The organism is Kribbella sp. NPDC043289 (genome assembly GCF_056436705.1).
Map to the genome: position 1 here is coordinate 1051943 of NZ_JBWKCB010000001.1, position 24126 is coordinate 1076068.

Sequence of the window (24126 nt, forward strand, 5' to 3'; positions counted from 1 at the left end):
GCACGCCCATGGAACTCCTCGGGTTCAAGCCGAAGTACATCACCTTCGACTGCTACGGCACGCTGACCAACTTCCAGATGAACGACACCGTGCGGCCGTTGATCGACGGCGTGATCCCGCCGGAGCACACGGACCGGTTCCTCAAGGACTTCCGCGCGTACCGGATCGACGAGGTGCTCGGGGAGTTCAAGCTCTACCCGCTGGTACTGCGTGATTCCTGGCAGCGGACCTGCAACCGCTGGCGGATCCAGTTCAAGCCGTCCGACGTCGACGCGATCATCGCCTCGCTCGGCACCTGGGGCCCGCACGCCGACGTACCGGAGCCGCTGGAGAAGCTCGCTTCGCACTACCCGTTGGTGATCCTGTCCAATGCGGTCGACAGCATCCTGGCCGGCAACGTCGCGAAGCTCGGTGTCGATTTCCACCGGGTCTTCACCGCCGAGCAGGCCGGCGCCTACAAGCCGCGGTATCGCGCCTTCGAGTACATGCTCGACCAGCTCGCCGTCGACCGGACCGAGATCCTGCACGTGTCGTCACACATCTGGTACGACGTGATTCCGGCGCACGAGCTCGGGATCAAGCACAAGGTCTACGTGAACCGCGGGTACGACCCGTCGACGCCGTACTACGAATACGCGGAGACGAGCGACCTGACCGGCGTACCGGGTCTGCTGGGGCTGTGACGCCATGAAGCTCACCTCGTACTGGCTCGACACGGCCAAACCGGCGGGGGACTTCCGGCACCAGGAGCTACCGGCGTCCGTGGACGTGGCGATCGTTGGCGGCGGCCTGACCGGCCTGTCCACGGCGCTGCACCTGGCCAAGCAGGGAGCCTCCGTCGCGGTCCTCGAGGCGCACACTCTCGGCTGGGGCGCCTCGGGGCGCAACGGCGGGATGGCGACGACCGGCCTGGCGATCGATTTCACCAAGGGCGTCGAACGCTACGGGCTCGACACTGCGACCCGGATGTTCAAGCTGTACAACGAGGCGATCGACACGATCGAAGAGGTCGTCGACAGCGAGGGTATCGACTGCGACTTCGAGCGGGTCGGCAAGCTGAATCTGGCCTGCAAACCCACGCACTACGAGGAGTTCCAGCGCTCGGCCGAGTTGCTGTCCCGACACGCGGGCCACGAGATGACGCTCGTCCCACGCAGCGAGATCCGTGACGAGATCGGCAGCGACTTCTACCACGGGGCGATGATCGACCCGATCGCCGCCGGCGTGCACGTCGGCAAGCTGTGCAGCGGTCTCGCGATGGCGGCGTCGCAGTACGGCGCCTCGCTGCACGAGGACTGTGAGGTCGTCCAGCTGGAACGGATCGGCGAGCGACGCCACCGGGTCGTCACCTCGCAGGGCTCGCTGCTCGCGGACGACGTGGTCGTCGGAACCAGCGGGTACTCCGGCCGGCTGCTGCCGTGGCTGCGCCGCCGGGTGGTGCCGATCGGCAGCTTCATCGTGGTCACCGAGCCGCTGGATCGCGCGGTCGTCGACGAGTTGTTGCCGAAGCGCCGCGTCGCGTCGGACAGTAAGAACCTCGTCTACTACTTCCGGATCACCCCGGACAACCGGCTGCTCTTCGGCGGCCGCGCGCGGTTCGCGATGTCCAACCCCGGCTCGGACCTGCGGTCGGGTGACGTCCTGCGGCGGGCGGTCACGAAGGTCTTCCCGCGGTTGAAGGGCGTCGGGATCGACTACTGCTGGGGCGGTCTGGTGGACATGACCCTCGACCAGATGGTGCACGCCGGCCGCAAGGACGGAGTGTTCTACTCGGTCGGCTACAGCGGTCACGGCGTCCAGATGGCGACGCACATGGGCAAGGTCGCGGCACAGGTGATCGGCGGCGACTCGCGCGCCAACCCGTGGGGAGATCTGACGTTCCGAGCGGTCCCGGGGCATGTCGGGCCGCCGTGGTTCCTGCCGCCGGTGGGTGCCTACTTCCGCTTCCTGGATCTCGTGAAGTAGCTCGGAGGCTCGTGATGCGATTCCTGGCCAGGCGGTTGGCGGTGCTGGTCGCCGCGCTGCTCGCGGTGTCGTTGCTGGTGTTCCTGATTCCTTACCTGACACCGGGAGATCCCGCACGCAAGATCCTCCGCGGGCGGGTGAACTCGATGGAGATCGATCCCGCGCAGCTGGAGTCGCTGCGAGCGCAGTTCGGCCTGAACCGCCCGGTGCTCGTGCAGTACGCCGATTGGCTCGGCTCGGTGCTGCATGGGGACTTCGGGTACTCCTACACCAGCCAGGCCGCGGTGATGCCACAGATCGGTGCGGCAGCGATGGTCACCCTGGTGCTCGCCACCGGTGCGCTCGGACTGGCCGTCGCGATCTCGCTGCCGTCGGGGATCATCGCTGCGATGCGGCGCGGCGGCCCGATCGACACGGCGATCACGACCGTGACACAGGGCTTCGTCGCCGTCCCGGAGTACTGGCTGGCACCGCTGCTGATCCTTGTATTCGCGGTCAAGCTGGGTTCGTTGCCCTCGGCGGGCTGGGCCGGGCCGGCCTGGATGGTGCTGCCGTGCGTGACGCTGGCGCTGCGGCCGATCAGCTACTTCACGCAGATCACGCGCGCATCGATGGTCGAGGTGCTGGAGTCGCCGTACATCGTCGGTGCCCGCGCTCGCGGCCTCGGGCGCTACCGGACGATCGTGCGGCACGGGATCCGGAACGCGCTCATCCCGGTGCTGACACTGTTCTCGGTGTGGCTCGGCGGTCTGCTGGGCGGCTCGGTCGTGGTGGAGGTCATCTTCGGGATCCCGGGGATGGGGCGGCTGGTCTACAACGCCGTACACAACGGGGACATCCCGCTGATCCAGGCCTCGATGGTGACGATCGTGACGATCACCGTCGTACTGGCGACCGTGACCGACGTGCTCTACACCGTGATCAACCCGACCGTGAGGGGGAGCCATGTCGGTTCTTGACGGCCCCAAGACGATGAGCGTCGTGGACGGCGCCCAGACCGGGACGGCGCGCAAACAGCGTTCCGCACGGAACATCTTCCGGCAGCCGTGGACGCTGACGGTCGGGGCCACGATCCTCGGTCTCGTCGTGGCCGTGCTGTTGCTGACGCCGTGGATCGCCCCGTCGGACCCGGCGCATCAGGACCTCACGCAGCGACTGGCCGGCAGCAGCGCGGCGCACTGGCTCGGCACCGATCAACTCGGCCGCGACCTGCTCACCCGGCTGATGTACGGCGGACGGTTCTCGGTCACGATCGCCGGGATCACGGTGATCATCTGCGCCGTTCTCGGCACGCTGATCGGCATTCTCTGCGCCCGCGTCCGCGGTGCCTTCGACGAACTCGTGATGCGCGTCTGCGACGTACTGCTGGCCTTCCCTGAGATGATCGTCGCGATGTTCGTGGTGTCGATCCTGGGGGCGAGCAAGACGACGTTGATCCTGGCACTGGCCGTCGGCGGCTGGACGCCGTTCGCCAAGCTCGCCCGCGGTGTCGCGATGGAGGTCGACGCCCGCGGGTTCATCGAGGCGGCCCGGGCGCTGGGATGCTCGCGGCGGTTCATCGTGCTGCGGCACCTGCTGCCGAACTCGCTGAACCCGCTGCTGGCCCACGCCGCGCTGCGCTTCGGTCACAAGCTGATCACCGTCGGCGCGCTGTCGTACCTTGGGTTGGGGGTCCAGCCGCCGGCGGCGGACTGGGGTTCGATGCTCGCCGCGGCGCAGCCGTTCCTCAGCCAGGCACCGCATCTGGTCGTCTACCCAGGGTTGGCCATCTTCGTCACCGCACTGAGCGTGACGATGATCGGTCAGGGGATCAACGCGCGTCGAGGGAGCCGGTCGTGAGTACGCCGCGATCGGCCGCGCACCGGAGAGAGGACACCATGGCAAACAGCTCAGAGGGCCGCAAACGGCCGACCCGAGTGCCCAAGCCGACGCTGGCGGCGGTGATCGTCTCCGAACTGCGGGAAGCGATCATCACCGGGCGGATCCCACCGGGCAGCCAGATGAACGAGGTCGAGCTCGCCACCCGCTTCTCGACCAGCCGCGGGCCGGTGCGGGAAGGCATGCAGCGCCTGGTGCAGGAAGGACTCCTGGTCAGCAGCCCGCACCGCGGCATCTTCGTCCCGGTGCTGTCCGCGGACGACGTCCAGGATCTGTACTTCGCTCGCTCGGCGCTGGAACGTGCCGCGATGCTGAGGCTGGCCGAACGCGGGATCCCGGCCGCCACGCTCGCGACCCTGGAACAGGTGCTGGGGGAAATGGAGCTCGCCCTCGATGAGGGCGACGTCCGAGCTGTGGCAGCGGCCGATCTGCAGTTCCACGAGGCGCTGGTCGCCGCGGCGGACAGTCCACGGCTCCTGCAGATGTACCAGGCGCTACTCGGCCAGATGCGGCTCGGGCTGAACCTCGTGATCGACACCTACGCCGAGCGGTCCGGGCTGATCGAGCAGCACCAGGTGATGCTGCACCAGATGAAGACCGGCGACCGCCGAGCCCTGACCGACGCCATCGACCACCACTTCGACATCGCTGACGAGGACATGTCCGGCGGCCACAGTCACGGGAACGGCCACAGTCACGGGAACGGCCACAGCCACGGTGGGGACGCCCGCGTGTTCAATCGCTGAACGACGCCGGGCGGCCGCCCCGCCCGGCGAGGAACCGAGGCAACCATGGAACCCCTGCTCGAGATCGACGGCTTGACCGTCGGTACGCGTACGGCGGCCCGGCCGCTGCTCGACGACGTCAGCCTGCGGGTCGCCCCAGGTGAGGTGCTGGCAGTCGTCGGCGAGTCCGGATCCGGCAAGAGCCTGACCGCACTGTCCGTCATGCAGATGCTGCCGTCGACGCTATCGATGTCGGCGACCGCGATGCGTCTGGAAGGCACAGATCTGATGTCGTTGCGCGGCCGCGAGGTCGACAGGCTGCACGGCGGCCGGATCGGGATGCTGTTCCAGCAGCCGCGCCGGATGCTCGACCCGACCGCGACGGTCGGCAGCCAGGTCGCCGAGCCCCTGGGCCGGCACCTGCACCTGAGCCGCCGCGATGCGCGTCGGCGTGTCCTGGAGTTGCTCGCCGACGTCGGGATCGACGAGCCCGAACGCCGCGCCCAGGCCTACCCGCACCAACTCTCCGGTGGGCTCGCGCAGCGGGTCATGATCGCCGTCGCGCTGGCCGCGTCACCGTCCCTCCTGATCGCCGATGAGCCGACCACCGCGCTCGATGTCACGGTCGAGGCCCAGATCCTGCAGCTCATCGAACAGAAGAAACGCGAGCTCGGGATGAGTGTCCTGTTCATCTCGCACGACCTGACCGTCGTCGCTTCGATCGCCGACCGGATCGCCGTCATGTACGCCGGCCGCGTGGTCGAGATCGGGACCGCCGACGAGATCCTCACGAACCCGGAACATCCGTACACCAAGGCACTGATCGAGTGCGCGACGCTGCGACCCGACGCCAGCGGCCAGCTGTACGTGATTCCCGGCGGCAGCGACAGCGCCCGCGAACTCGACCACGGCTGCCGCTTCCGGCCCCGCTGCGGCCTGACCGAGCAAGCGCGCCTGGAAAAGGTGTGCGACGCGAACGAACCGGTCCTGCTGTCGATCGGCGGAACTCCGACCGAGCACGCGTGCCGTTGCTGGGGAACCACCGACGAGAGGGAGGGCGCATGAACGCCCTGGTCGAACTGGAGAGCGTCGTCAAACACTTCCCGCTGCGACGGCGGGGCTTCGGCAAGCGCGAGTTCGTGCACTCCGTCGACGACATCACCCTGAGCGTCGACAACGGTACGTCGCTGGGCATCGTCGGCGAGTCCGGTTCGGGCAAGAGCACCCTCGCCCGGATCATCCTCGGTCTGCAGGAGCCGGACACCGGCCGGGTCGATGTCGCGGGTGTTCGGGTGACGTCGTTGAAACGCAAGGACGACAAGGCGTTCCGGCGGAAGGCGCAGATCGTCTTCCAGGACCCGCACGCGGTGATGGATCCGCGGATGACGGTCCGCCAGAGTCTGACCGCCGTACTGGCGCAGCATCGCATCGGTGATCATTCGGAGCGGGAGACGCGGGTCGTGCGGGCGTTGCGGGAGGTCGGCCTGGATGCGGAGTACCTCGATCGGTATCCGGGCGACTGTTCCGGCGGACAGTTGCAGCGCGTGGTGATCGCGCGAGCCTTGTTGCTCGAGCCGGAGCTGTTGGTGTGCGACGAGCCGACGTCGGCGCTAGATGCTTCGGTGCAGGCGACTGTGCTGAACCTGATCGGTCAGTTGCGCCGGGAGCGTGATCTGACGATGGTGCTGATCTCGCACGATCTCCGGGTGGTGCGGCTGACCAGCGATCGGGTGGCTGTCATGTATCTCGGGCAGATTGTGGAGACGGCCGACCGGGAGCAGTTGTTCACCGACGCGCGCCATCCGTACACGCTTGCGCTCCTTGCTGCGGCGACGCATGCGAAGGGGGAGGAGCGCGTCGTCGCGCAGGGCGAGCCGCCGTCACCGGTCCATCCGCCGGCCGGCTGCCGCTTCAACACGCGTTGTCCGTTGGCGACGGATCGGTGTCGTCTGGAAGCGCCCTCGCTGAGTGTGGTCGACACTGGACACGAGGTGCGGTGTCTGCGGGCCGACGAGACCCGCGAGGCGCTGGCATGACGTCGGCGGTCGCGTGCGAGTTCCACGAGGAGTTCTTCGAGCCGGCCGGCGACGCCTTTCTGGAGGGTCGTTGGACGTGGGGCTCGCGTGCTCTGGAGGTTCTTGATCCGGGGTCGGGAGAGGTCGTGGGCACGGTTTCCGAGTCCGGTGCTGCCGAGGTCGATCGGGCGATCAGCCATCTGGCGCGTGAGTACCCGCGAGCCGATTGGCCGCTGTGGGCGCGACGCGAGGCGATGACAACTGCCGCTCGTCTGGTCGATGCGCGTGCTGCTTCACTGGCGGCCTTGATTGCGGCCGAGTCGTCGAAGACGCTGCGCGAGGCATCGGCTGAGGTGCGGCGGGCCGCGGAGACGTTGCGGTTGTCGGGAGAGGCTGCTGCTGCGCTCGAGGGCCGGACTGTCCCGTTCGAGAACACTGAGCGGGGCGCTGGGTGGATCGGTTGGTCCACGCGAGAACCGGTCGGGATCGTCGGTGCGATCACGCCGTACAACGATCCGCTCAATCTTGTGGCGCACAAGCTCGGGCCCGCGTTGCTCGCCGGGAACGCCGTCGTACTGAAGCCGTCGGAGTTGACGCCGCTGTCGGCGTACGCGTTGGTGGAGATCTTGCTGGAGGCGGGTGTGCCGGGTTCGCACCTGGCGCTGCTGACCGGGCTGGAGGCGGCACGCGCACTGGTCGACGACGATCGGGTTGACGTGATCTCGTTCACCGGTGGACGGCGTACTGCTGACCAGATCGCGGGGCAGGGGCGGGCGCGGAAGTTGTTGATGGAGCTCGGCGGCAACAACGCGTTGATCGCCTGCGCGGACGCCGATCCTGCCGAGGTGTCCGCGGCGATCGTTGACGGCGCCTTTGGTGTGGCCGGCCAGAACTGCCTGTCGGTGCAGCGAGCCCTGATTGCCCGGCCGCTGTACGACGAGATCGTCGAGCGGGTCGTCACGCTGGCCTCCGCACTCCGCGTCGGCGCCAAAACCGATCCGTTGACCGATCTTGGGCCAATGATCAGCTCAGAGGCCGCCACCGTGGTCGCCGAGCGCATCGCGGGAGCTGTCGCCGCAGGGGCGGTTCTGCACTGTGGTGGCCAGCGGCAACGGTCCTACGTGCATCCGGCGGTTCTGACCGGCGTACCGCACGACTGCGATCTCTGGCGCGACGAGATCTTCGGGCCCGTCGTCGTACTGGAACCCTGGGACGACCTGACCACCGCGATCGCGGCGGCCAACGCTGTCGACACCGGTCTCCAGGCCGGCGTCTTCACGCACGATCTCGACCGAGCCCTGCAGATCGCCGAATGCCTTCGGGTCGGTGCCGTCCTCATCAACTCGAGCTCCGACTACCGGATCGACGCGATGCCCTTCGGCGGCTTCAAGTCCTCCGGCGTCGGCCGTGAAGGCATCACCAGCGCCATCGAGTCCCTCACCGAGCCCAAAGTGGTCGCCATCCGCCGTACGTCACGCTGACATCCCTACGGTCGTTTCGCAGGTGCCCAGCAAATACTGTGCTCTGAATTCGCGTGGGCTCATGCCGTAGCGCTGGCGGAATGCGGCGCTCAGTGCGCTGTTGGAGGAGAAGCCGCAGGTGTGGGCGAGGTCGCCGATGACGATGCGGACGGGGCTGCGCAGGCGTTCGTGCACCAGCGCGAGTCGTTCTTCCCGGATCAGTTCCCGGGGCGTCGTACCTGCCTGCTGCATGGCCAGCTGAACCTGCCGCAGCGACCAGCCCAGGGCACGTGCCACCGTTGCGCCGGTCAGCCCCGGATCGGGGGCGTGCTCTCGCACGTAGCGTCTGACCATCGCCTGGACCTCGCTCAGGCCGCCCTCGGTGTCCGGTCGGTCGTCACCGATGGCGAGCATGCACAGCAGATCGACCAGCCGATCGCAGACCGCGTCGAATTCGGCTGCCGACAGGTGGGCCCGCTGAGCGAACAGTCCACCCAGCATGCCGACAAGAACCCGGCCCAAGCCGCGGTTGGTGTCGAGAATCCGGGATGCCGAGCGGCGCGCCCCGGGGCGCAGGCGGGTGTCCACCTCCGCCCCGGGAATCGTCAGCAGCGCGATGTCGGCGTGGTCGAGCTTCGCCGCGAACGGCGAAGTCGACGACGCCAAGAACGCCCCACCCGGGCCGACCCGAAACTCCCGACCATCTTGGCTGACCAGCAACTGACCGCGGATCGTCACCATGAGCGTGCGGAGGTCGTGCGGATCCTCCGACGCCATGGCGGCGGTTCGATGTCCCTGCGCACAGTCGGCCGACACCCGGCCGAGCGTGTAGGCGACCGTGCCGATGCGCAGCAGCCGGCCCCGGAAGGTCCCCGGCGAACACGTCGGATCCACCCGGTACCGGGTGGCCGCGCTGATCACGCTCATCCAGTATTCGACACGTTCCGGTGGTCTGACATCGTCAGTCGTCCACGAGTCGACCGAATAGGGCGAACCCGGGGCACCACGCGTGCAGATCGCGGTTGACATAGGGACCTCACTTGTTCCGGCGCAAAAGAGCCTTGGGCGGTTGGTTCTAAGGGCTCGTCAAACGACGGCGGACGCTCAGTCGAGTGCGTCGATGGCCTTCTTCGCGGCCGCGTGCAGCGGCACGGGGTCGGTCATTGCAGCGTTCTTGAGGTCGATCCCCTTGGCCGCGGGATTGACTTTCACAAGGGCTTCTTTGTTCTTGAGGAGCAGGCTGGTGAGCTTCTCGGCCAGGTCGTCGGGCATGTCCTTACGGACCAGCAGCAGGTTCGGCACGATGATCGTCGCGGTGTCGGTCGGCTGCTTGTACGCCGCGGCAGGGATCACGCCCGCGGCGTACACCTTTCCGTGCTCCTTCTGCAGGACGGGCAGCACGTCGTCGAGAGGGAGGAAGCGCACCTTGTTGCCCATCGACGTCGTCAGGTCGGTGATGCCGCTGGTGGGCAGGCCGCCGGACCAGACCAACGCGTCGATCTGTCCGCTCTTCATCGCGTCCACCGACTCGGGCAGGCCGAGCCGCTGCGCCGTCACGTCCTTCACCGGGTCGACGCCGGCGGCGGTGAGCAGGCGCCGCGCGATCACCTCGGTGCCGGAGTTCGGCGAACCGGTGGAGACCCGCTTGCCCTTCAGATCGGCCATCTTCGTGATGCCGGACGCCGCCCGTACGACGACCTGGGTGTAGTTCGAGTACAGCCGGGTCAGCGCGACGACGTCCTGCGGCGCGGTGAAGCTGTCCTTGCCCGCGACCGCGTCGGCGGCGGTGTCGGCCAGGGAGAAGGCGATGTCGTAGTTCCCGGCGGTCAGTCCCTGGATGTTCTGCACGGACGCGCCGGTCTCGCTGGCGGTGGCGCGATACCCCTCGAGGTTGTCCGAGATCAAGGAGGCTAGGGCACCGCCGAGCTGGTAGTACACGCCGGTGGTGTTGCCGGTCGCGATGGTAAGGCGACCGCCTGCCGCGCCGTCACCCTTCTCGGGCTTGCGTTGCCCGCCGCAGGCGGCCATCGAGACCGTCAACGCGAGTGCGACCACCAGAGTGGACAAAGAACGGAGTCTCATGAGGGTAAGGGCCCTTCCGTGGTGTTCCGCAGGCGTTGACGCCGTGCGAGGTTGATGACGACGGCGACCCCGAGCAGCCCCAGGCCGACGCCGATCGTGATGGGTGCGAGATAGAGCAACAGCAATGCGGCAGGGACACAGAGGACACGCTCCAGCCAGCCGGTCCGGACGACGATCCATCCACCGGTGACCACCGCCAGCGCGGCGACGGCGAGCGCCGAGACCACCAGCGTCCAGGCCGCACCTCCCAGACCCTCGAGACCGAGCAGGTTGGCCCCGTTCGGCGTCAGCACGAACGCGAAGGGCACCAGGAACGCAGGCAGCGTGTACTTCCACGCCTGCCACATCGTCGGGATCGCCCGCCCGCCGGTGATCGCCGCCGTCGCGACAGCAGCGAGAGCGGTGGGCGGCGAGACCTCCGACAGGACGGCGTAGTAGAAGATGAACATGTACGCCTCGGCCGGGGCCACGCCGAGCTGGAACAGGGCGGGCGCGATCACCACGGCGGCGATGATGAACGATGCGGTGACGGGCACCGCCAACCCGAGCACCATGACCGCGAACGCCGACAGCGTGACGGTCATGATCAGTACCACGGTGTGGTTCTCGGAGATCGCGGATGCCGCGGACACGATGATCTCGGCCAGGTTCAGACCGAGGCCGGTCTGGGTGACGACGGCGACGATGATGCCGGCTACGGCACAGGTCGCCACGACAGGGAGCACCGAGCGAGTGCCCTGCGCGAGCGCCATACCGAGCCGGCGTGGCGTCAACCGGTGCTCACGGTCCAGGAACGACAGCCCGATCTGCAGCAACGTCGCGTAGACGACGGCCTTGAACGGCGGAATGTCCATCGCCATGAAGCCGATGATGAGGAACAGCGACACGAAGTGATATCCGAACCGCAGCAGCAGTCGGCGCGCCGACCGGGTCGATGGCTCGGCCGCTTCCGTGCCGTGGCGCCGGGCGTCCATCTCGATGGCCAGCAAGATGCCGAGGTAATACAGGACGGTCGGGACTGTCGCGTAGCCGAGCACCACGAGATAGCTGACCTGGAGATACTCGGCGATGATAAACGCCGCCGCGCCGAGCGTGGGCGGCGACAGGATCGCCCCGATACCGGCCGCTGCCAGCATGCCGCCCGCCGGCTCGGACGGATATCCCGCGCGGCGCAGGATCGGCCAGGCGACGGTGCCCAGCGACACCGCCGTCGCCGTACCGGAACCCGACACCGTGCCCAGCAGGAAACCCGCCAGCGTGACGGTCCGCCCAGGCGCCGTACGGCTGCGTTTGAACGCCGCGAACGATACGTCGATGAAGAACTTCCCCGCACCCGAAGCGTCCAGTACGGCGCCGTAGATCGTGAACAGGACGATGTAACTTGCCGCTACAGACAACGGCGTCCCGTAAAAGCCCGCCGTACCCATGAATAACTGCGCCACGATCGCCGAGAAGTCGAATCCTTGGTGCGCCAAGGCCCACGTGTACGGCAAATAGCCGCCGTAATAGGCGTAGGCGATGAACAAGAGGCTCACCACCGGCAGAACCCAGCCCGTCGTACGCCGACACGCCTCCAACGCCAGCACCAGCAGCAGCGACCCCGCGAGCAGATCGAGCTGTGTAGGAGCCTGCCGACGCTCGAGAAACGCGTCGAAGTCCAGCAACGGGTACAGCGAGACCATCAGTGCAACCGCCGCCAGGACCCAGTCCGCCACCGGCGGGTCGTCGCTGCGTCGATCTGCGCGGAACGGGTTCAGGAACGCCGGCACCCGCCAACCGCGGTAACACAACAGCGCCCCCGGCAACACCGCGGCAAGAAACAGCATCAGATAGAACTGCGTCCCCGCGGGAATCGGAAAGAATACCTGCACCAGAACGCCGACACTGATCAATGCGCAGCACACCGAGAGGGCGCGGTCCAGCGCCGGGCTCAGCCTCCGCGCCGGCCTTTCCTGCTCGAAAGCAGCCAGTTCTTCTGCGCTCGGGCCGGTGCTCACCGAATCGGTAATGGCAGTCATATAGCGCTCGTTGCCATAAGGGGCCTCCTGTGAATGATCTGCCGCAAACAATCCTCAGTTCACAGGTGGCCCACAACCCCCACCGCGGCATCCTTACCTCGCCTTAAGAAGAATCCCTGGACAAGGTGGTGCGGAACGCAGCGAGTTCTCCTGACCGGCGGCGGGCAGTCGATCAGGCGCGCCGCCGGTGCAGGAGAACTCGGGTTCAGATTTCAGCAGATACTGAAGATGTTGTGCCCCCAGGCCTTCCACGAGACCACGCACTTCGTCTTCTGCTTGGGCTTGTCGTTGCGATGTGGAGAGCGGGTGTCTCCACCGAGCATGTCGTAGAGCAACCAGAGGCCGAGGCCTCGTCTGAAGGCCTTTCCATCGGCTCTGAACTCGCCCTTGACCTTGCCGAGTTGTCCCCGCGGGGTGACGCCGCCCTTCTTCCAGATCTCGCCGACCCGGTAGAGGGTCCAGGTTCCACGGGCGTAGACGTACCACTTGACGGCGTGCCACTGGCCACCGTCGGCCTCCCCCTTCGCGAGCGCCGAGCCGAGGACGGCGCAGGTGTTCGCCGGGGTGCCCCGGATGAACCGGCAGACCGCGAAGCCGGCGCCGGCCACCTTCACCTGTGCCCAGGCCTCGCCGCCGAGGATGGAGTTCCCCTTCTTCTTGGGGCGGTGTTTCGCCTTGCGGTGTTCCTTCTTCTTGGGCTTCTTGGCGTGTTTCTTCGCCTTCTTCTTCTTGAGCTTGGCCGCCTTCTCACGCGCCTTCTTGGCGGCGGCCTTCTTGGCGGCCCGCTTGGCCGCGGCGATCTTCTCCTTTTTCTTCTTCGCGAGGTAGCGCTGGTAGTCGCAGCCATCGCAGTAGTGGGGGGCGGCCTTCTTGGTGGCCTTCTTGTGCTTCTTGGCTTTCTTCTTCTTGGGGGCGTGGTTGTAGCCGCCGCAGCCGTCGCAGTAGTGGCCGCCGGGCAGGACGCGCCATTGGCCGTCGGGGTCGCTGGCCGTGATCGGGGTGTTGTCGGCGTACGCGTAGCCGTTGAGCTGTTGCGGGTTGTCGAAGTCGGCGACGGGGTCGGTGGAGATGAAGCGTCCGCGGGCGGAGTCGTATTCGCGGGCGCCGAGGTGGGTGAGGCCGGTGGGGTCGTCGACGCCGTCGACGTACCCGTGTTGGTCGGGCCAGGTCGCGGGCTTGGTGCCGCGGTCGACGCCGAACGGGGTGAAGCGGCGCTGCTCCTGGCTGAGGTCGGTGGCGTTGACCGAAAGGGTGTTGGTGCCGTTGTGGTCGGCAACGGTGAAGGTGAGACCCGACTCGTTGCGGACGGCGCTGGGGGCGCCGAGGTCGTAGTAGCGGGTGGCTGTCACAGTGCCGGCGGGGCTGAGGTGGACTTCGGAGTTGTCGAGATAGAGGGTGCTGCCACCGGTGTCGCGGGCGATGAGTCGCTCACCGTCGGCGTCGTACAGGTAGCTGGTGGCCTTGCCGTTCTCGGTGAGGGTGGCCAGATTGCCTTCGGCGTCCCAGGTGAGGGTCTGGGCCTTCCCGGCGACGTTGCGGGCAGTGGTGTTGCCCACGGAATCGTAGGTGAAGGTGTCGGTCCGGGTGCCGGTGGCGACGCCGCCCAGCGCGTGCGGTCGGGGCCCTCCGGCGGCTGGGTAGGTGTAGTTGGAGGTGGTGGCGGCGCCGGTGACCGGGTCGTGGTTGGTTTCGCTGAGCCGGTTGCCGGTCTTGTCGTAGGTCCAGCCCTGCCAGTACGGCGCGGCTCCGGCCAACGCGGTGGCGCTGGGTTGGGCGGCGCAGTCGGCGGCAGGGGTCCAGGCCTCGGTGAGGCGGCGCAGGTGGTCGTAGCTGAAGCACTGGACATCACTCACGCCGTCTTGAGGCGTGTCGGCGATCTTGGTGATGTTGCCCGCCGGGTCGTAGGTGTACTTCACGTCCGCCAGGTGCTCGGGGGCAGTGGAGCGGTCGACCAGGACCCGGTCCAGGTTCCGGGTCGCGTCGTCGTAGAACGCGGTGTGGACGACCTGCTTGCCGGCCACGGCTGACAGGGTCGACTGGGCGACCTCGTCGTAGGGCGTGTACGTCGCTGCGGTGAGCATCGTGCCGAGACCACTGCTCGCGGTCTGCAACCGGCCGGCCGTGTCGTAGCCGTACCGCAGCGTCTCCGCCGCGAGCCCACCCGCTGCCGGGTAGGAAACCAGCGACGGCAGCCCGGTGGCGGTGTAGCCGGTGTTGGTCTTGTACGACCCGGCCAACGCGCCCTCGGACGCGGGAATCGTGACGGTGCTGGTCAGCGGCCGGTACCGGATGTCGTAGGCATCGACCGACTTGGTGTAGGCGTTGCCGTTCACGAAGCGGGTCGAGGTCGCGAGCATGCCCTTGACGCTCGTGCCCGTGACGAGTGTGTCGTAGGTCCACTGAGCACGTTTGGTGCCGGAGGTGGACCCGTCGTACATGCCGGTACGGCGTCCCAGACCGTCGTACGTATAAGCGAGCGTGGTGCCGCGCGCGTCGGTGCTGGTGAGGATCTGGCCGGCGTTGTCGTAGGTGAAACTGCTCGTTCCGGTGTCGGGGTCTTCGCGTTGGGTGACCCGGCCGCGCAGGTCGTAGGTGGTGTTCCAGGTGTTGCCCGCCGGGTCGGTCGTGGCGACCATGTCGCCACGGTTGTTGTAGGTGTAGGTGGTCGCATCGTAGGAACCGGTGGGTGAGCCGCCGGTGTACTGGCGCAGCTCTACGACCGCGTCGTCGGCATCGGTGATGGACGTGGTGGCCGTGTCGCCGTCTGGCGGGTCCACGCTGGTGCGGTCGCCGCCGTAGGTGGTGGTCGTGCGCCACTTCTCGAACCCGTGCGAGCGGAAGATCTCCACCGTTTCGCGTTCGGCGCCGTCGTAGATGGTCACGTCCTGGCCGGGCACGGACGCGTCGGTCACGCCTGTGAGCAACGTCGTACCGGCGGTGCCGTTGTTCCAGTACGAGCCGTTGGACTTCGCCTCGAGGCCGCGGGAGTCGTAGAACGTGTCGGTCACGACGCGGCCGCCGTCAGCCGCGGGGTCCTGCGTCTGCCGTTCGCGCAACTGCCCGTCGTACAGGTCGAAGCTGGCCTCGTACGTGCCGTCGTCGCGGACCTCCTCGGTGGTGATCACCGACGGCGCGTCCTGCCGGATGAGGTAGGAGTACTTGGTGTTCGGGGTCTTTCCGGCCGCCTTGGACCGGTCCGGCAGCCACACCGCGGTGATCCGGCCGAGCGGGTCCCGCGTCGTGTCGGTACGCCGCCCGTTCTGGTCGATCTCGGCGACCGACTCACCGAACGCAGGCTCGACGGTCGTCGTGGTCACATGCCCGGCCGGGTTGGTCACGGTGATATCGGTGACGGCCGCGCCACTGGCCGGCGTATAGGTGGCCGACGACTTGCGGTCCAGTTGGTCGTAGGTCTCGATCGGCCGGCCGTAGGAGTCGTAGACCGTGCGTCCCTCCTGGGTGTAGACCGGTGTCGTGCCGGAGTAGGAGGCGAGTTCCTTGCTGAGGGTCTCGTTGCCCTTGGTCGGCGCCGCACCCAGAGTGGTGGATCCGTCGTAGTAGGTCAGGTCGTCCGACACCGCGTCGGCCGGGTACGACGGTGTCGCGGTGCAGGCCACGGACACGGCCTGTTCGCGGGCCTCGAAATCGATCAACCACGACGAGACGTTGCGCGCGTACGTGGTGCGGGTGCATTCCTCGTCGCCGGTCTTGGCGGTGTCGCCGAGGTCGTTCTCCTCGACCGCGAGTCCGTAGGAGTCGTAGGTGGTGCGGGTCTCGGTGTTGCGCCATCCGCCGGACGACAGCGCCTCGCGGGACCGTTCGGCGGCCTCGTTGACCATGTAGGCCTTGAGCGTGCCGTTGCGGGTGACCTGGGTGGCGGTGGGGGAGGAGATCAACGGGTCGGTGATCTCGCCCTCGAGCACGCTGCCGCCTGCCTCGGTGTAGGTGAGGGACTCGCGTTGGAACCCGGCCAGCGCGGGGTGATCGGCGATCGTGCCGCCCAGGGAGTCGGTGACGGTCACCGAGCGGGTGCTGCCGTTCGCGAGCTTGTCGCCATCCATCCCGCGCAGGTACAGGTTCTCCTCCTGGGAGCGCGTCTCGCCGGGGTTGCCGTGGAGCTCCCGGACCTGGCCGTAGCCGCGCCACTGTCCCCACGTGCGGTACTTCGCCGGCGTCAGCTCGTTGTCGTCGTAGTGCCACGCGCCGCCGCCGACGTACTCGTAGTCGGTGCGCTCGGTCCCGGCCACACCGGCCTGGTCATCCTCCAGCACCTGGACCGGCACGTATTTGTGGAACCAGTCCCGCGTCAACGAGTCCGACCCGTCGGCCTGCCAGTACTGCGGGAAACACCGCTTCGTGTTCTGATCCGGAGCCGGCAACGAACCCGCCGTACACTCCGGCGCCGAGTAGTTGACGTGGGTGTGCCCGCCGGCCTCGTCGTACACGTCGGTCAACCGCCACTTGTACATCGGCGGAATCCCCTCGGCGGCGTCCACCCGGTTGGCCAGCTGCACACCCTGGAACGACACCGAGGGAAGCGACGCGATCCCGCCGACCTTGCCGGTCGCGGTGATCGACGCCAGCCACAACGCCGGCGATGTTCCGTCACCAGGATCACGGAACTCATAGCCCAACGCCCACGACGTCGCATCCCGGTACGTCGTCCCGGACACCCACAGCTGGGTCGTCACCGACGCCAACCGCTTGCGCGTCCAGAACGTCGGCGAATACAACCCCGTGCACTTCGCACCCGCTGAACAGTTCTGGTCGTACGGCACGTCCGGCCAGTTCGCGGCAGTGGCCGACGTGATGTCGCCGGTGCCGCAGGTCGCACCCGCCGCGCAGCGCTCGTCCACAGTGAACGACACCCGCATCGGAGCGGGCGCTGAATACATCGACGTGGACCGCTGGCCGTAGTCGATCCGCTTCAGGTACCCACCGCGCACGTACTGGGTGCCGGCGGTCGCGGTCAGGTTCCGGCCGTAGTAGTTCGTCTCGCTGCCGTAGAAGTACGACATCGCGTTGCCGTTCGGGTCGACCACGTAGTCCAGGTTCCAGCGCCACGCCTGCGTGCAGTACGACGACGCGAACGACGCCCCGTGACACGGCTCGCCCGTGTCGTTGCCGAACACCGGCGCCGTCCAGACCGACCCGGTCTCCTCGTTACCCGCGGCCCATCCCGGCAGCCGGTTCAGTCCGAAGTAGTACTGCGTGCCGTCCAGCGACGTCAGCCGCCAGTGCTCGCCGTCGTTGTCGCCGTTCACTCCACCGGTCAACCGCTCCAGCCGCGAACCGTCGTCGTCCCGCAGCTTCCAGGCACCGGTGGCGTCGTCATGGACGATTTCGGACGCGGTCCCACCCAACACCAGGTAGGCGTTGTCGGTCTCCCAGCACAGGTCCTGGGGCTTCGGTGTCGTCGTCACCTCATCCGCGCACGACGAGTACCGGCGCTCGACGAACCCCTCGTCCAGGCCCCAGCCTTCCCCGACCCACGACGACTGGTTGTTCGTCGACGCCACCCGGCCGTCGATGTCACCCGACGAATAGCCGAGATCAAGATCCGGTTCCGGGCCGCCGAAACTGTCCGGGCTATCCATCGAGTAGCCCCAGGTGAACGCACCTGACGAGCCGCCCGCGTTCCATGACGCCGACGCCGACAACGCGGTCGGCTTGTAGCTACCCGCGCTGCCTGACGGTGCCGAGGTCAACGCCAGCACCGTCTCCGCACTCGAGGCAGCGACCTCAGCAGCGATCCGGTTGTCGCCGGTGACACTGGACTTCAGCACCTGCCCGTTCGAGCACCCAGCCTTGTCCGGAGTGGTCAGCGCACACGCCGGCAGCCGGACGAGCCGCAGCCGGCTTGCCCAGTCACCGCCGTACGCCGAACGGAACGTCGAGTAGTCCACCTCGACCTTCACCTGGCCGCTGCTTGCAACTTGGTCGGCGCGACCGATGCTGAACAGCATCCCCGAGACGCCCAGCTTCTCGGCAGCCGAACGGTCGTGAACCTGGACGCGTACGCGGTTCACGTCCGTCAACGCAGCGCCCTGAACCCGCGTCGCGCCGACCCGAACCGGCAACCGGCCGGCCTGTGTCGTGGTGCCGTCGCGGGGGAGCGACACCTCCGCCTCACCCGCCTCTGGTCGACTCACCTTTGGAGGTTGCTGCAGCACGGACGCTGCCTTCGGATCGGCCGGACGTGGCTTCGGCGCGGAATCGCGCCCCGGTACCGAGAACTCGGACTGCGCGGCGGGCCGCCACGCGTTCGACGTACCAACATCGGCGTACGCGGTCGGCGCGGCGACCAGGCCGCCGGCAGCGAGCGCGACGGCCGTGATTATTCCGGTGAACGGCACCAGCATGGCGCCACTCCTTTCATCGAGCGGGGCGGAACTCTGTGACCACGAGTGGGTTACTGCTGGGACGGCAAGTACAGGTCGGCGATCTGCTGATCCGTGAGCACACCGGAATACATCTGGACGTCGTCGATGGCGCCGGTGAAGAAGTCACCGAGGCCGGCCGCCGACGTCCACCTCGCGCCGAAGCGTGCCGCCCCGGTCGCGTTCCACGCACTGCGGTGATACGTCTCGGCGACGAACTGGCCGCCGACGTACAGCCGCAGCATCTGATCCTTCGCGTCGTACACCCCGGCGACGTGTGTCCAGCCACCGGCGACCGGCTCGTCGAACGGGCCGACCGCCGTGTGCACCTCCGCCGACGCCGAGTCCGCGACCGGCATTGCCACCGACCAGCGGTAACCGCCGTACAGGTCGTCCCAGACGTATCCCAGGCTGAAACCGCTCACCTGCGAACCGTCCTGACTGATCACGACTTCGTTCTTGCCGACCGTGGACGGCTTCACCCAGGCGGCCACCGTGAAGCTGCCGTCGGTGCGGACCGCCGGCCCTGACGCCGTCACCACACCGGTGCTGCCGTTCAACTGCACCGCGTTGCCGGTCTTCCCGGCCACGCGTGACACACCGCTGGCCGACCAACTGGCCGGATGCGCCCCGGCGGCGTCCCCGGCCGTCGTACCGGAGCTCTCGTCCATCTGCCAGTGACCGTCGCGCCGGGCCACCTGCTGGATCTCGCCGGGCAGCAACACCCGGTTGTGCACCTGGAGCTGGTCCAGGTCGCCCGGCCAGTACTCGCCGTAGACGCCGTTGACCTTCGACCGCCCGATCTGGAATGAGCCGGCCGCGCTCCACGGTGTGGTGTACGCCGTGGTGGCTTCGAGAACACCGTTGACGTACAGGCGGATCTGGGCGTTCGGAGCGTCGTACACACCGGTCAGGTGGACCCACCTGCCGTCCGCCGCGGGCACCGTGGTGGAGATCGCCCGAACGTAGGTCGGCGAGGCGACGTCGGCCGAGGTGCGGTTGAAGATCCACCGCTTGTACGAGCTCGAGTAGTACAGCGTGAAGGCGCCGGCCTGGTTCCCGACCTGGGTGGCGATCACCGAGTTGCGCGACGTGTCGGTCAGCCGCACCCAGCCCGACACGGAGAACGAGTTCAGTGTGTTGACCACCGCCCCGCTCGTCGCGGCGTACCCCGTGGTGCCGTTGAGCGTCAAGGCACCGCCTTGCCTGCCGTCGCCCCAGGACGCGCCGCCACCCAGGGAGGCGCCGTGTCCTCCCGGCCCGGAGTCGATCGCCACCGTGCCGTCACCGGTCTCGTCCAGCCCCCAGTCCGCCACCGGGCCGGGCGCCGGGCCTGCGTAGAACACCGCCGTCACCACCGCGGAACGGTTGCCCCCGGCATCGACCGAGCGGACATGCACCCAGTTCACGTACCGATCCGGCACGACCGAAACCGTCACCTCGCCACCCGGCTCCGACGGCGTCGCGGTCAGGTTCAGCGCAGTCGAGGTCCCGTTCAGGGCGTACTCGTACCTGACGACATCGGACTCGCCGTTGGCGCCGAACGTCACCGGCAGGCTCGTCCCCATCACCGCGTCACCGGCCCCGTTGTCCGGGAACCCCGACGACACCGCCGTCGGCGCATCGGGCACGGTGGCGTCCACGGCGAACTCACACCACGGACTCCACGCGCTGACGTCGATGCCGTCTTCCGCCCGTACCCGCCACTTGCCGACCGCACCGTTGCCGAAGGCACCCGATGGAACAGTGGTCGCCACGACCGTCGGCGTCGCGCCGGCGACTGTCGGCGAGACGTACTCGCCGACCGGGGCCGAACCGTCGACCGTCCACCACTCGAAGTGCGCCTGGACCGAGTTGTCGGCGTCTTGGAGAGTCGCTCGGAGCGTCGGCGTCACCGTGGACACGACCAACCGCTCGGGGCCCGTGACACACGACGCCGAGCCTTCGGTCGTGAGGTTGGCCGGGTTGTCAGGAATCGTGTTGTAGTCGATGGTGATGCTCGGGTTGTTGGCGAACTTCTTCCACGAGTACGGATCGTTGTTGCTCTCCGCCCACGTCGACGACCGAAGTCCCTGCGTGACGTTGGACCAACCGTTGGCCGCGGCGTTCGTGACCTGGCTGGTCACGTTGAACTCCACCCCGCCGGCCGGGCAACTGGACGACGAGAAGCCCTTCGCGAAGCTCTTCTTCTCCATCTGGTACGCCCAGGTTGGCTGGTTCTTCCAGGTGGTCGCCGAGGAGATCGGGTTCGTCGCCCAGACCTGTACCTCGCGCACCGTGCACGACCACGACCAGTTCGAGGATGTCTGCAGTGTGGCCTTGAGGATGTGCTTGTACTTCACGCCGCTGGTGTCGAACTGGAAGAACGAGCGGGTGCGCTTCTTGTCCGTGCTGTCGTAGCCCACCCGGGCGACTTTCTCCGAAGTCCCGAGGTTCGCCCCGTTGTAGAACGACGTAGTCGGGTAATTGCTCCACACCTGGGTCCAAGCCTGCTTGACGCCGGACCACGACGGGTCGATGTAGACCGGGAATCGGGTGGTCTTGCCGGTCAGGAACGCCCGATCCGGCACGAGTGACAGCTGATCCCCGGCGACCCGGGCACCGACTGCCGTGACCCGGCCACCGGGCTGTACGGCGGACCCGTGACCGGAGGAATCCCACATGTACGGCGCGGGTCCACTGAACACGACCTCGCCGGCCGGATCCGTCGCGGTCAGACCGGCCGCCGTGGCATGAGCCACCAAACCCTTGGTTGTCAGGCGATACGGCAGCGATCCGAGCGCCGGGTTCGCCGCGGCCGCCGCGTTCTTGACCACCAGGATCTGCGACAGACCGGTCGTCGAGGCAGTCAGGACGAGGTCGACGCCGGGAAAGACCTCCCGGTACGTCGCGGTGTCGCCGGACAACACCGGCTGGGGGAGTGCGCCCGGCCAGCTGACAGCCAGCTCACGCCCGTCCCGGCGAAGCCGCACCAGAGGCGTCTCGCCACCCCCGGAGAACGCCAGATCGAGCGGGGCGGCAACAGGCGCCACCGTTCCGTCCGTTCCGGCCCGCAACGTCATATCCACCGGCACCCACCCGGACGAGCGGCGTACCCGTACCGGCAACGCCGACTCGTGCCGGGTGAACGAACCGTCCGGATTGGCGAGCACCTGCCCTGTCTCGGTGGTCAGCGTGTCGACCTCGACCTGGCGCCCTGTCCTGGCGGCGACATCCCGCGCCTGCGCCTCGCCCATCACCGTCGCGGCTTCAGCCGGGGTCGAGGCGATGACGACCAGCAGACTTCCCAGAAGGGCGAGGACACTGCTCATCGCCACCGCCAACCAACCGGGCATACGCGGGCGTTGAAGAGTTCGAGATCGCATGACGGCCTCCACGGGGCGACAACGGAGTACTGAGTCCTCCGTGTCAAGGAACACGGTCCGGCGCTGTCGCGTCCACGCAGTCCTCCACGATCCTGCGCGTACCGACAACAGACGTGCGCGTCTGCAGTCCAGCGGTTGTGCTCAAGGCCACGTAAGGATTCGGCGCTCGGGGTTGTGCAGTACGGCGGTTGTCAGGACATTGACGTCGTGCGGATATTGATCGCCGAGGACGACGACAGCGTCGGTGCGGCGCTGGTCGACGTCCTCGGCGCGCATGGACACCAACCACATCGGGTCTCCAGAGGCGCCGACGTACTGCTTCGGCACAGCTCGGCCGATGTCGTGTTGCTGGACCTCGGCCTGCCCGACGGAGATGGGCTGGACGTACTGCGAAAGCTGCGCCAGGTCAGCGAAGTACCGCTGGTGGTCGTCACCGCGCGCGGCGACGAGCGGTCGGTGGTGCGCGGCCTGCGGCTCGGCGCGGACGACTATCTGGTGAAGCCTGTGCGGTTGGGCGAGCTTCTGGCCCGGATCGACGTCGTGGTCACCCGTCGTGCCCGGAGCTCCCTGCCGGCCGGGGTGGTCGAGGTGGGTGACGTCGTGATCGACCTGACCGCTCGACGCGTCAGGGTCAGCGAGCGGGAGATCGCGCTGACTCCGAAGGAGTTCGACCTGCTCGGGGCGCTGGCGCGCCGAGCGGGTGCCGCTGTGAGCCGCGAGGTGATCCTTGACGAGTTGTGGGGCGATGCCTTCCTGGCGAGTTCGCGGGCGCTCGATGTCCATCTTGCGCAGCTCCGCGTCAAACTCGGCAGTCCCGGCCTGATCACCACCATCCGGGGTTTCGGATACCGGCTCGGCGCATGAGAACGCGAGTCTTGATCGTGCTGACGGTGTTCTCGATCGTCGCGGTTGCCGGGTTGGTTCTGCCGTTGCTCGTGACCACCTCTCAGGCCCGAACGCAGGCGCTGTTGCTCAGCCGCGTCGCAACACTCGACCGGCTTGCCGCACTGGCCAGAGAGATGAAGGATGCCGGCGACCTGGCCACCGTGCAGGCGGAAGCGTCCCGGATGACCGAGGTGTACGGCGAAGACCTGCTGCTGGTCGGCCCGAGCGGACACCCTGTCATGTCAACGGGCTCGCTGGACCTCAACGATCCGGGTGTGCGAGAGACCCTGGCCTCCGCGTCGCGGAACCTTGCGCAGACGACCCTCGACCCGGTGCGGCCGTGGAGCGAGCCACGGCATCTGCTGGCCCGTCCCGTCGGCAACCCCCATGAGTTGGCCGGCGCAGTTGTACTGCGAGTCGACGCCGGCCGGGCGATCTCCGGCGTACGTCGCGACTGGGCTCTGATCGTGACCGGGGCGATCGCCGCCGAGCTGCTCCTCCTCGAGCTGGCGATTCTGCTGACTCGCTGGGTGGTCCTTCCGGTCCGGCGGCTCGAGGAGGCCGTCGTCGGCCTTGCCGAGACACCGACGACTGGTCCAGCTGTCATGCTGTCCGGCCCGCCGGAGCTGCGCCATCTGACGCGATCGTTCGCCGACATGGCGGCCACGGTCACACGATCCCTGGAGATGCAGCGCCGGATGGTGGCCGACTCGTCGCACCAGTTGCGGAACCCGCTGGCCGCCGTCCGTCTCCGGCTCGACGCGCTGGCTTCGGAGCTCCGCGATCCGTCGAGCCCGCGGTTCGCCGGCATACAGCAGGATCTTGATCGGCTCGAAGCGTTGCTCAACGATCTGCTCAGGCTTGCTGAGGCCGAGAGCCGGCGCCCGGTTGCCGTGGTCGGTCAGTCGGTGGTGTCCGAGGTGCTGCCCGGTGAAGTGGGAGCGTGGCGGCTGCTCGCGGCCGAGAACAGTGTCGACCTGGCCGCCGAGCTCGCCGCCGTACCGCCTGTGGCGATCAGCGAGATTGACCTACGACAGATCGTCGGCGCTCTCGTCGACAACGCAATCAAGTACGCCGGCGACGGAGCGCAGGTGATCGTCCGGATCGAGCAGTCAGGTGCGGACGGCGTACGGCTGAGTGTCGTCGACGACGGGCCAGGGCTTCCCCAGGAGCAACGTGAGTTGGCATCGCAGCGGTTCTGGCGCGCCGACCAGCATCAGTCGTCGCGAGGCAGTGGCCTCGGTTTGGCGATCGTCGATCAACTGGTGAGCGCCGCCGGTGGGACGCTCACGATCGAGGCGGTGACGCCACACGGCCTGGCGGTTCACGTCGACCTGCGGACGGCGACATGAG

Annotated in this window: 15 protein-coding genes; 10 read left to right on the forward strand and 5 right to left on the reverse strand. The window is 67.7% G+C overall.

Features of this window, described 5'->3' with window-relative positions; genetic code table 11:
• Positions 1 to 8: 8 nt before the first annotated feature.
• The 8 genes from AC0662_RS04970 to AC0662_RS05005 are packed head-to-tail and all read left to right on the forward strand — an operon-like array spanning position 9 to position 8064.
• The gene (locus AC0662_RS04970) at positions 9 to 683 is read left to right on the forward strand and encodes a haloacid dehalogenase type II (protein WP_452198380.1); all 675 of its coding nucleotides are present in this window, start codon (positions 9 to 11) and stop codon (positions 681 to 683) included.
• Positions 684 to 687: 4 nt separating this feature from the next.
• A complete protein-coding gene (locus tag AC0662_RS04975) occupies positions 688 to 1965 on the forward strand; it encodes an NAD(P)/FAD-dependent oxidoreductase (RefSeq protein WP_452198382.1) in 1278 nt (425 codons plus the stop codon).
• A 14-nt stretch (positions 1966 to 1979) separates the two neighbouring features.
• The gene (locus AC0662_RS04980) at positions 1980 to 2924 is read left to right on the forward strand and encodes an ABC transporter permease (RefSeq protein ID WP_478298617.1); all 945 of its coding nucleotides are present in this window, start codon (positions 1980 to 1982) and stop codon (positions 2922 to 2924) included.
• On the forward strand, positions 2911 to 3804 hold the full coding sequence (locus AC0662_RS04985) for an ABC transporter permease (protein ID WP_478298619.1): 894 nt from the start codon (positions 2911 to 2913) through the stop codon (positions 3802 to 3804). Before AC0662_RS04980 ends, AC0662_RS04985 begins: the two co-directional genes overlap by 14 nt.
• Positions 3805 to 3842: 38 nt before the next feature.
• Positions 3843 to 4589 carry a GntR family transcriptional regulator gene (locus AC0662_RS04990; RefSeq protein ID WP_478298621.1) on the forward strand — a complete coding sequence of 249 codons (747 nt, stop codon included), beginning with the start codon at positions 3843 to 3845 and terminating at the stop codon, positions 4587 to 4589.
• A gap of 45 nt (positions 4590 to 4634) precedes the next feature.
• Entirely contained in the window at positions 4635 to 5633 is a 999-nt protein-coding gene (locus AC0662_RS04995; RefSeq protein WP_452198389.1) for an ABC transporter ATP-binding protein, read from the forward strand.
• The gene (locus AC0662_RS05000; protein WP_478298623.1) at positions 5630 to 6604 is read left to right on the forward strand and encodes an oligopeptide/dipeptide ABC transporter ATP-binding protein; all 975 of its coding nucleotides are present in this window, start codon (positions 5630 to 5632) and stop codon (positions 6602 to 6604) included. Before AC0662_RS04995 ends, AC0662_RS05000 begins: the two co-directional genes overlap by 4 nt.
• Positions 6601 to 8064, forward strand: coding sequence for an aldehyde dehydrogenase family protein (locus AC0662_RS05005; protein ID WP_478298625.1), 1464 nt, complete (start codon positions 6601 to 6603; stop codon positions 8062 to 8064). Before AC0662_RS05000 ends, AC0662_RS05005 begins: the two co-directional genes overlap by 4 nt.
• Here AC0662_RS05005 and AC0662_RS05010 read toward each other — a convergent pair.
• The 5 genes from AC0662_RS05010 to AC0662_RS05030 form a co-directional block, all read right to left on the reverse strand.
• Positions 8056 to 9072, reverse strand: coding sequence for a helix-turn-helix domain-containing protein (locus AC0662_RS05010; RefSeq protein WP_452198393.1), 1017 nt, complete (start codon positions 9070 to 9072; stop codon positions 8056 to 8058). The two genes, AC0662_RS05005 and AC0662_RS05010, sit on opposite strands and share 9 nt — an antisense overlap.
• Before the next feature lie 75 nt (positions 9073 to 9147).
• Entirely contained in the window at positions 9148 to 10110 is a 963-nt protein-coding gene (locus tag AC0662_RS05015; RefSeq protein ID WP_452198395.1) for a TAXI family TRAP transporter solute-binding subunit, read from the reverse strand.
• 11 nt (positions 10111 to 10121) lie between these two features.
• Positions 10122 to 12143 carry a TRAP transporter permease gene (locus AC0662_RS05020; RefSeq protein ID WP_452198397.1) on the reverse strand — a complete coding sequence of 674 codons (2022 nt, stop codon included), beginning with the start codon at positions 12141 to 12143 and terminating at the stop codon, positions 10122 to 10124.
• Positions 12144 to 12355: 212 nt separating this feature from the next.
• On the reverse strand, positions 12356 to 18505 hold the full coding sequence (locus AC0662_RS05025; protein WP_478298628.1) for an RHS repeat-associated core domain-containing protein: 6150 nt from the start codon (positions 18503 to 18505) through the stop codon (positions 12356 to 12358).
• 50 nt (positions 18506 to 18555) lie between these two features.
• Complete coding sequence (locus AC0662_RS05030; protein WP_478298630.1) at positions 18556 to 21834, reverse strand: LamG-like jellyroll fold domain-containing protein; 3279 nt, start codon at positions 21832 to 21834, stop codon at positions 18556 to 18558.
• A 261-nt stretch (positions 21835 to 22095) separates the two neighbouring features.
• Between AC0662_RS05030 and AC0662_RS05035 the strand changes: the two genes are divergently transcribed.
• Both AC0662_RS05035 and AC0662_RS05040 read left to right on the forward strand, forming a co-directional pair.
• Positions 22096 to 22752, forward strand: coding sequence for a response regulator transcription factor (locus tag AC0662_RS05035; protein ID WP_452198403.1), 657 nt, complete (start codon positions 22096 to 22098; stop codon positions 22750 to 22752).
• Positions 22749 to 24125, forward strand: a complete 1377-nt coding sequence (locus AC0662_RS05040) for a sensor histidine kinase (protein ID WP_478298632.1) — start codon at positions 22749 to 22751, stop codon at positions 24123 to 24125. The genes AC0662_RS05035 and AC0662_RS05040 overlap by 4 nt, the downstream gene beginning before the upstream one ends.
• Position 24126: the final 1 nt, after the last annotated feature.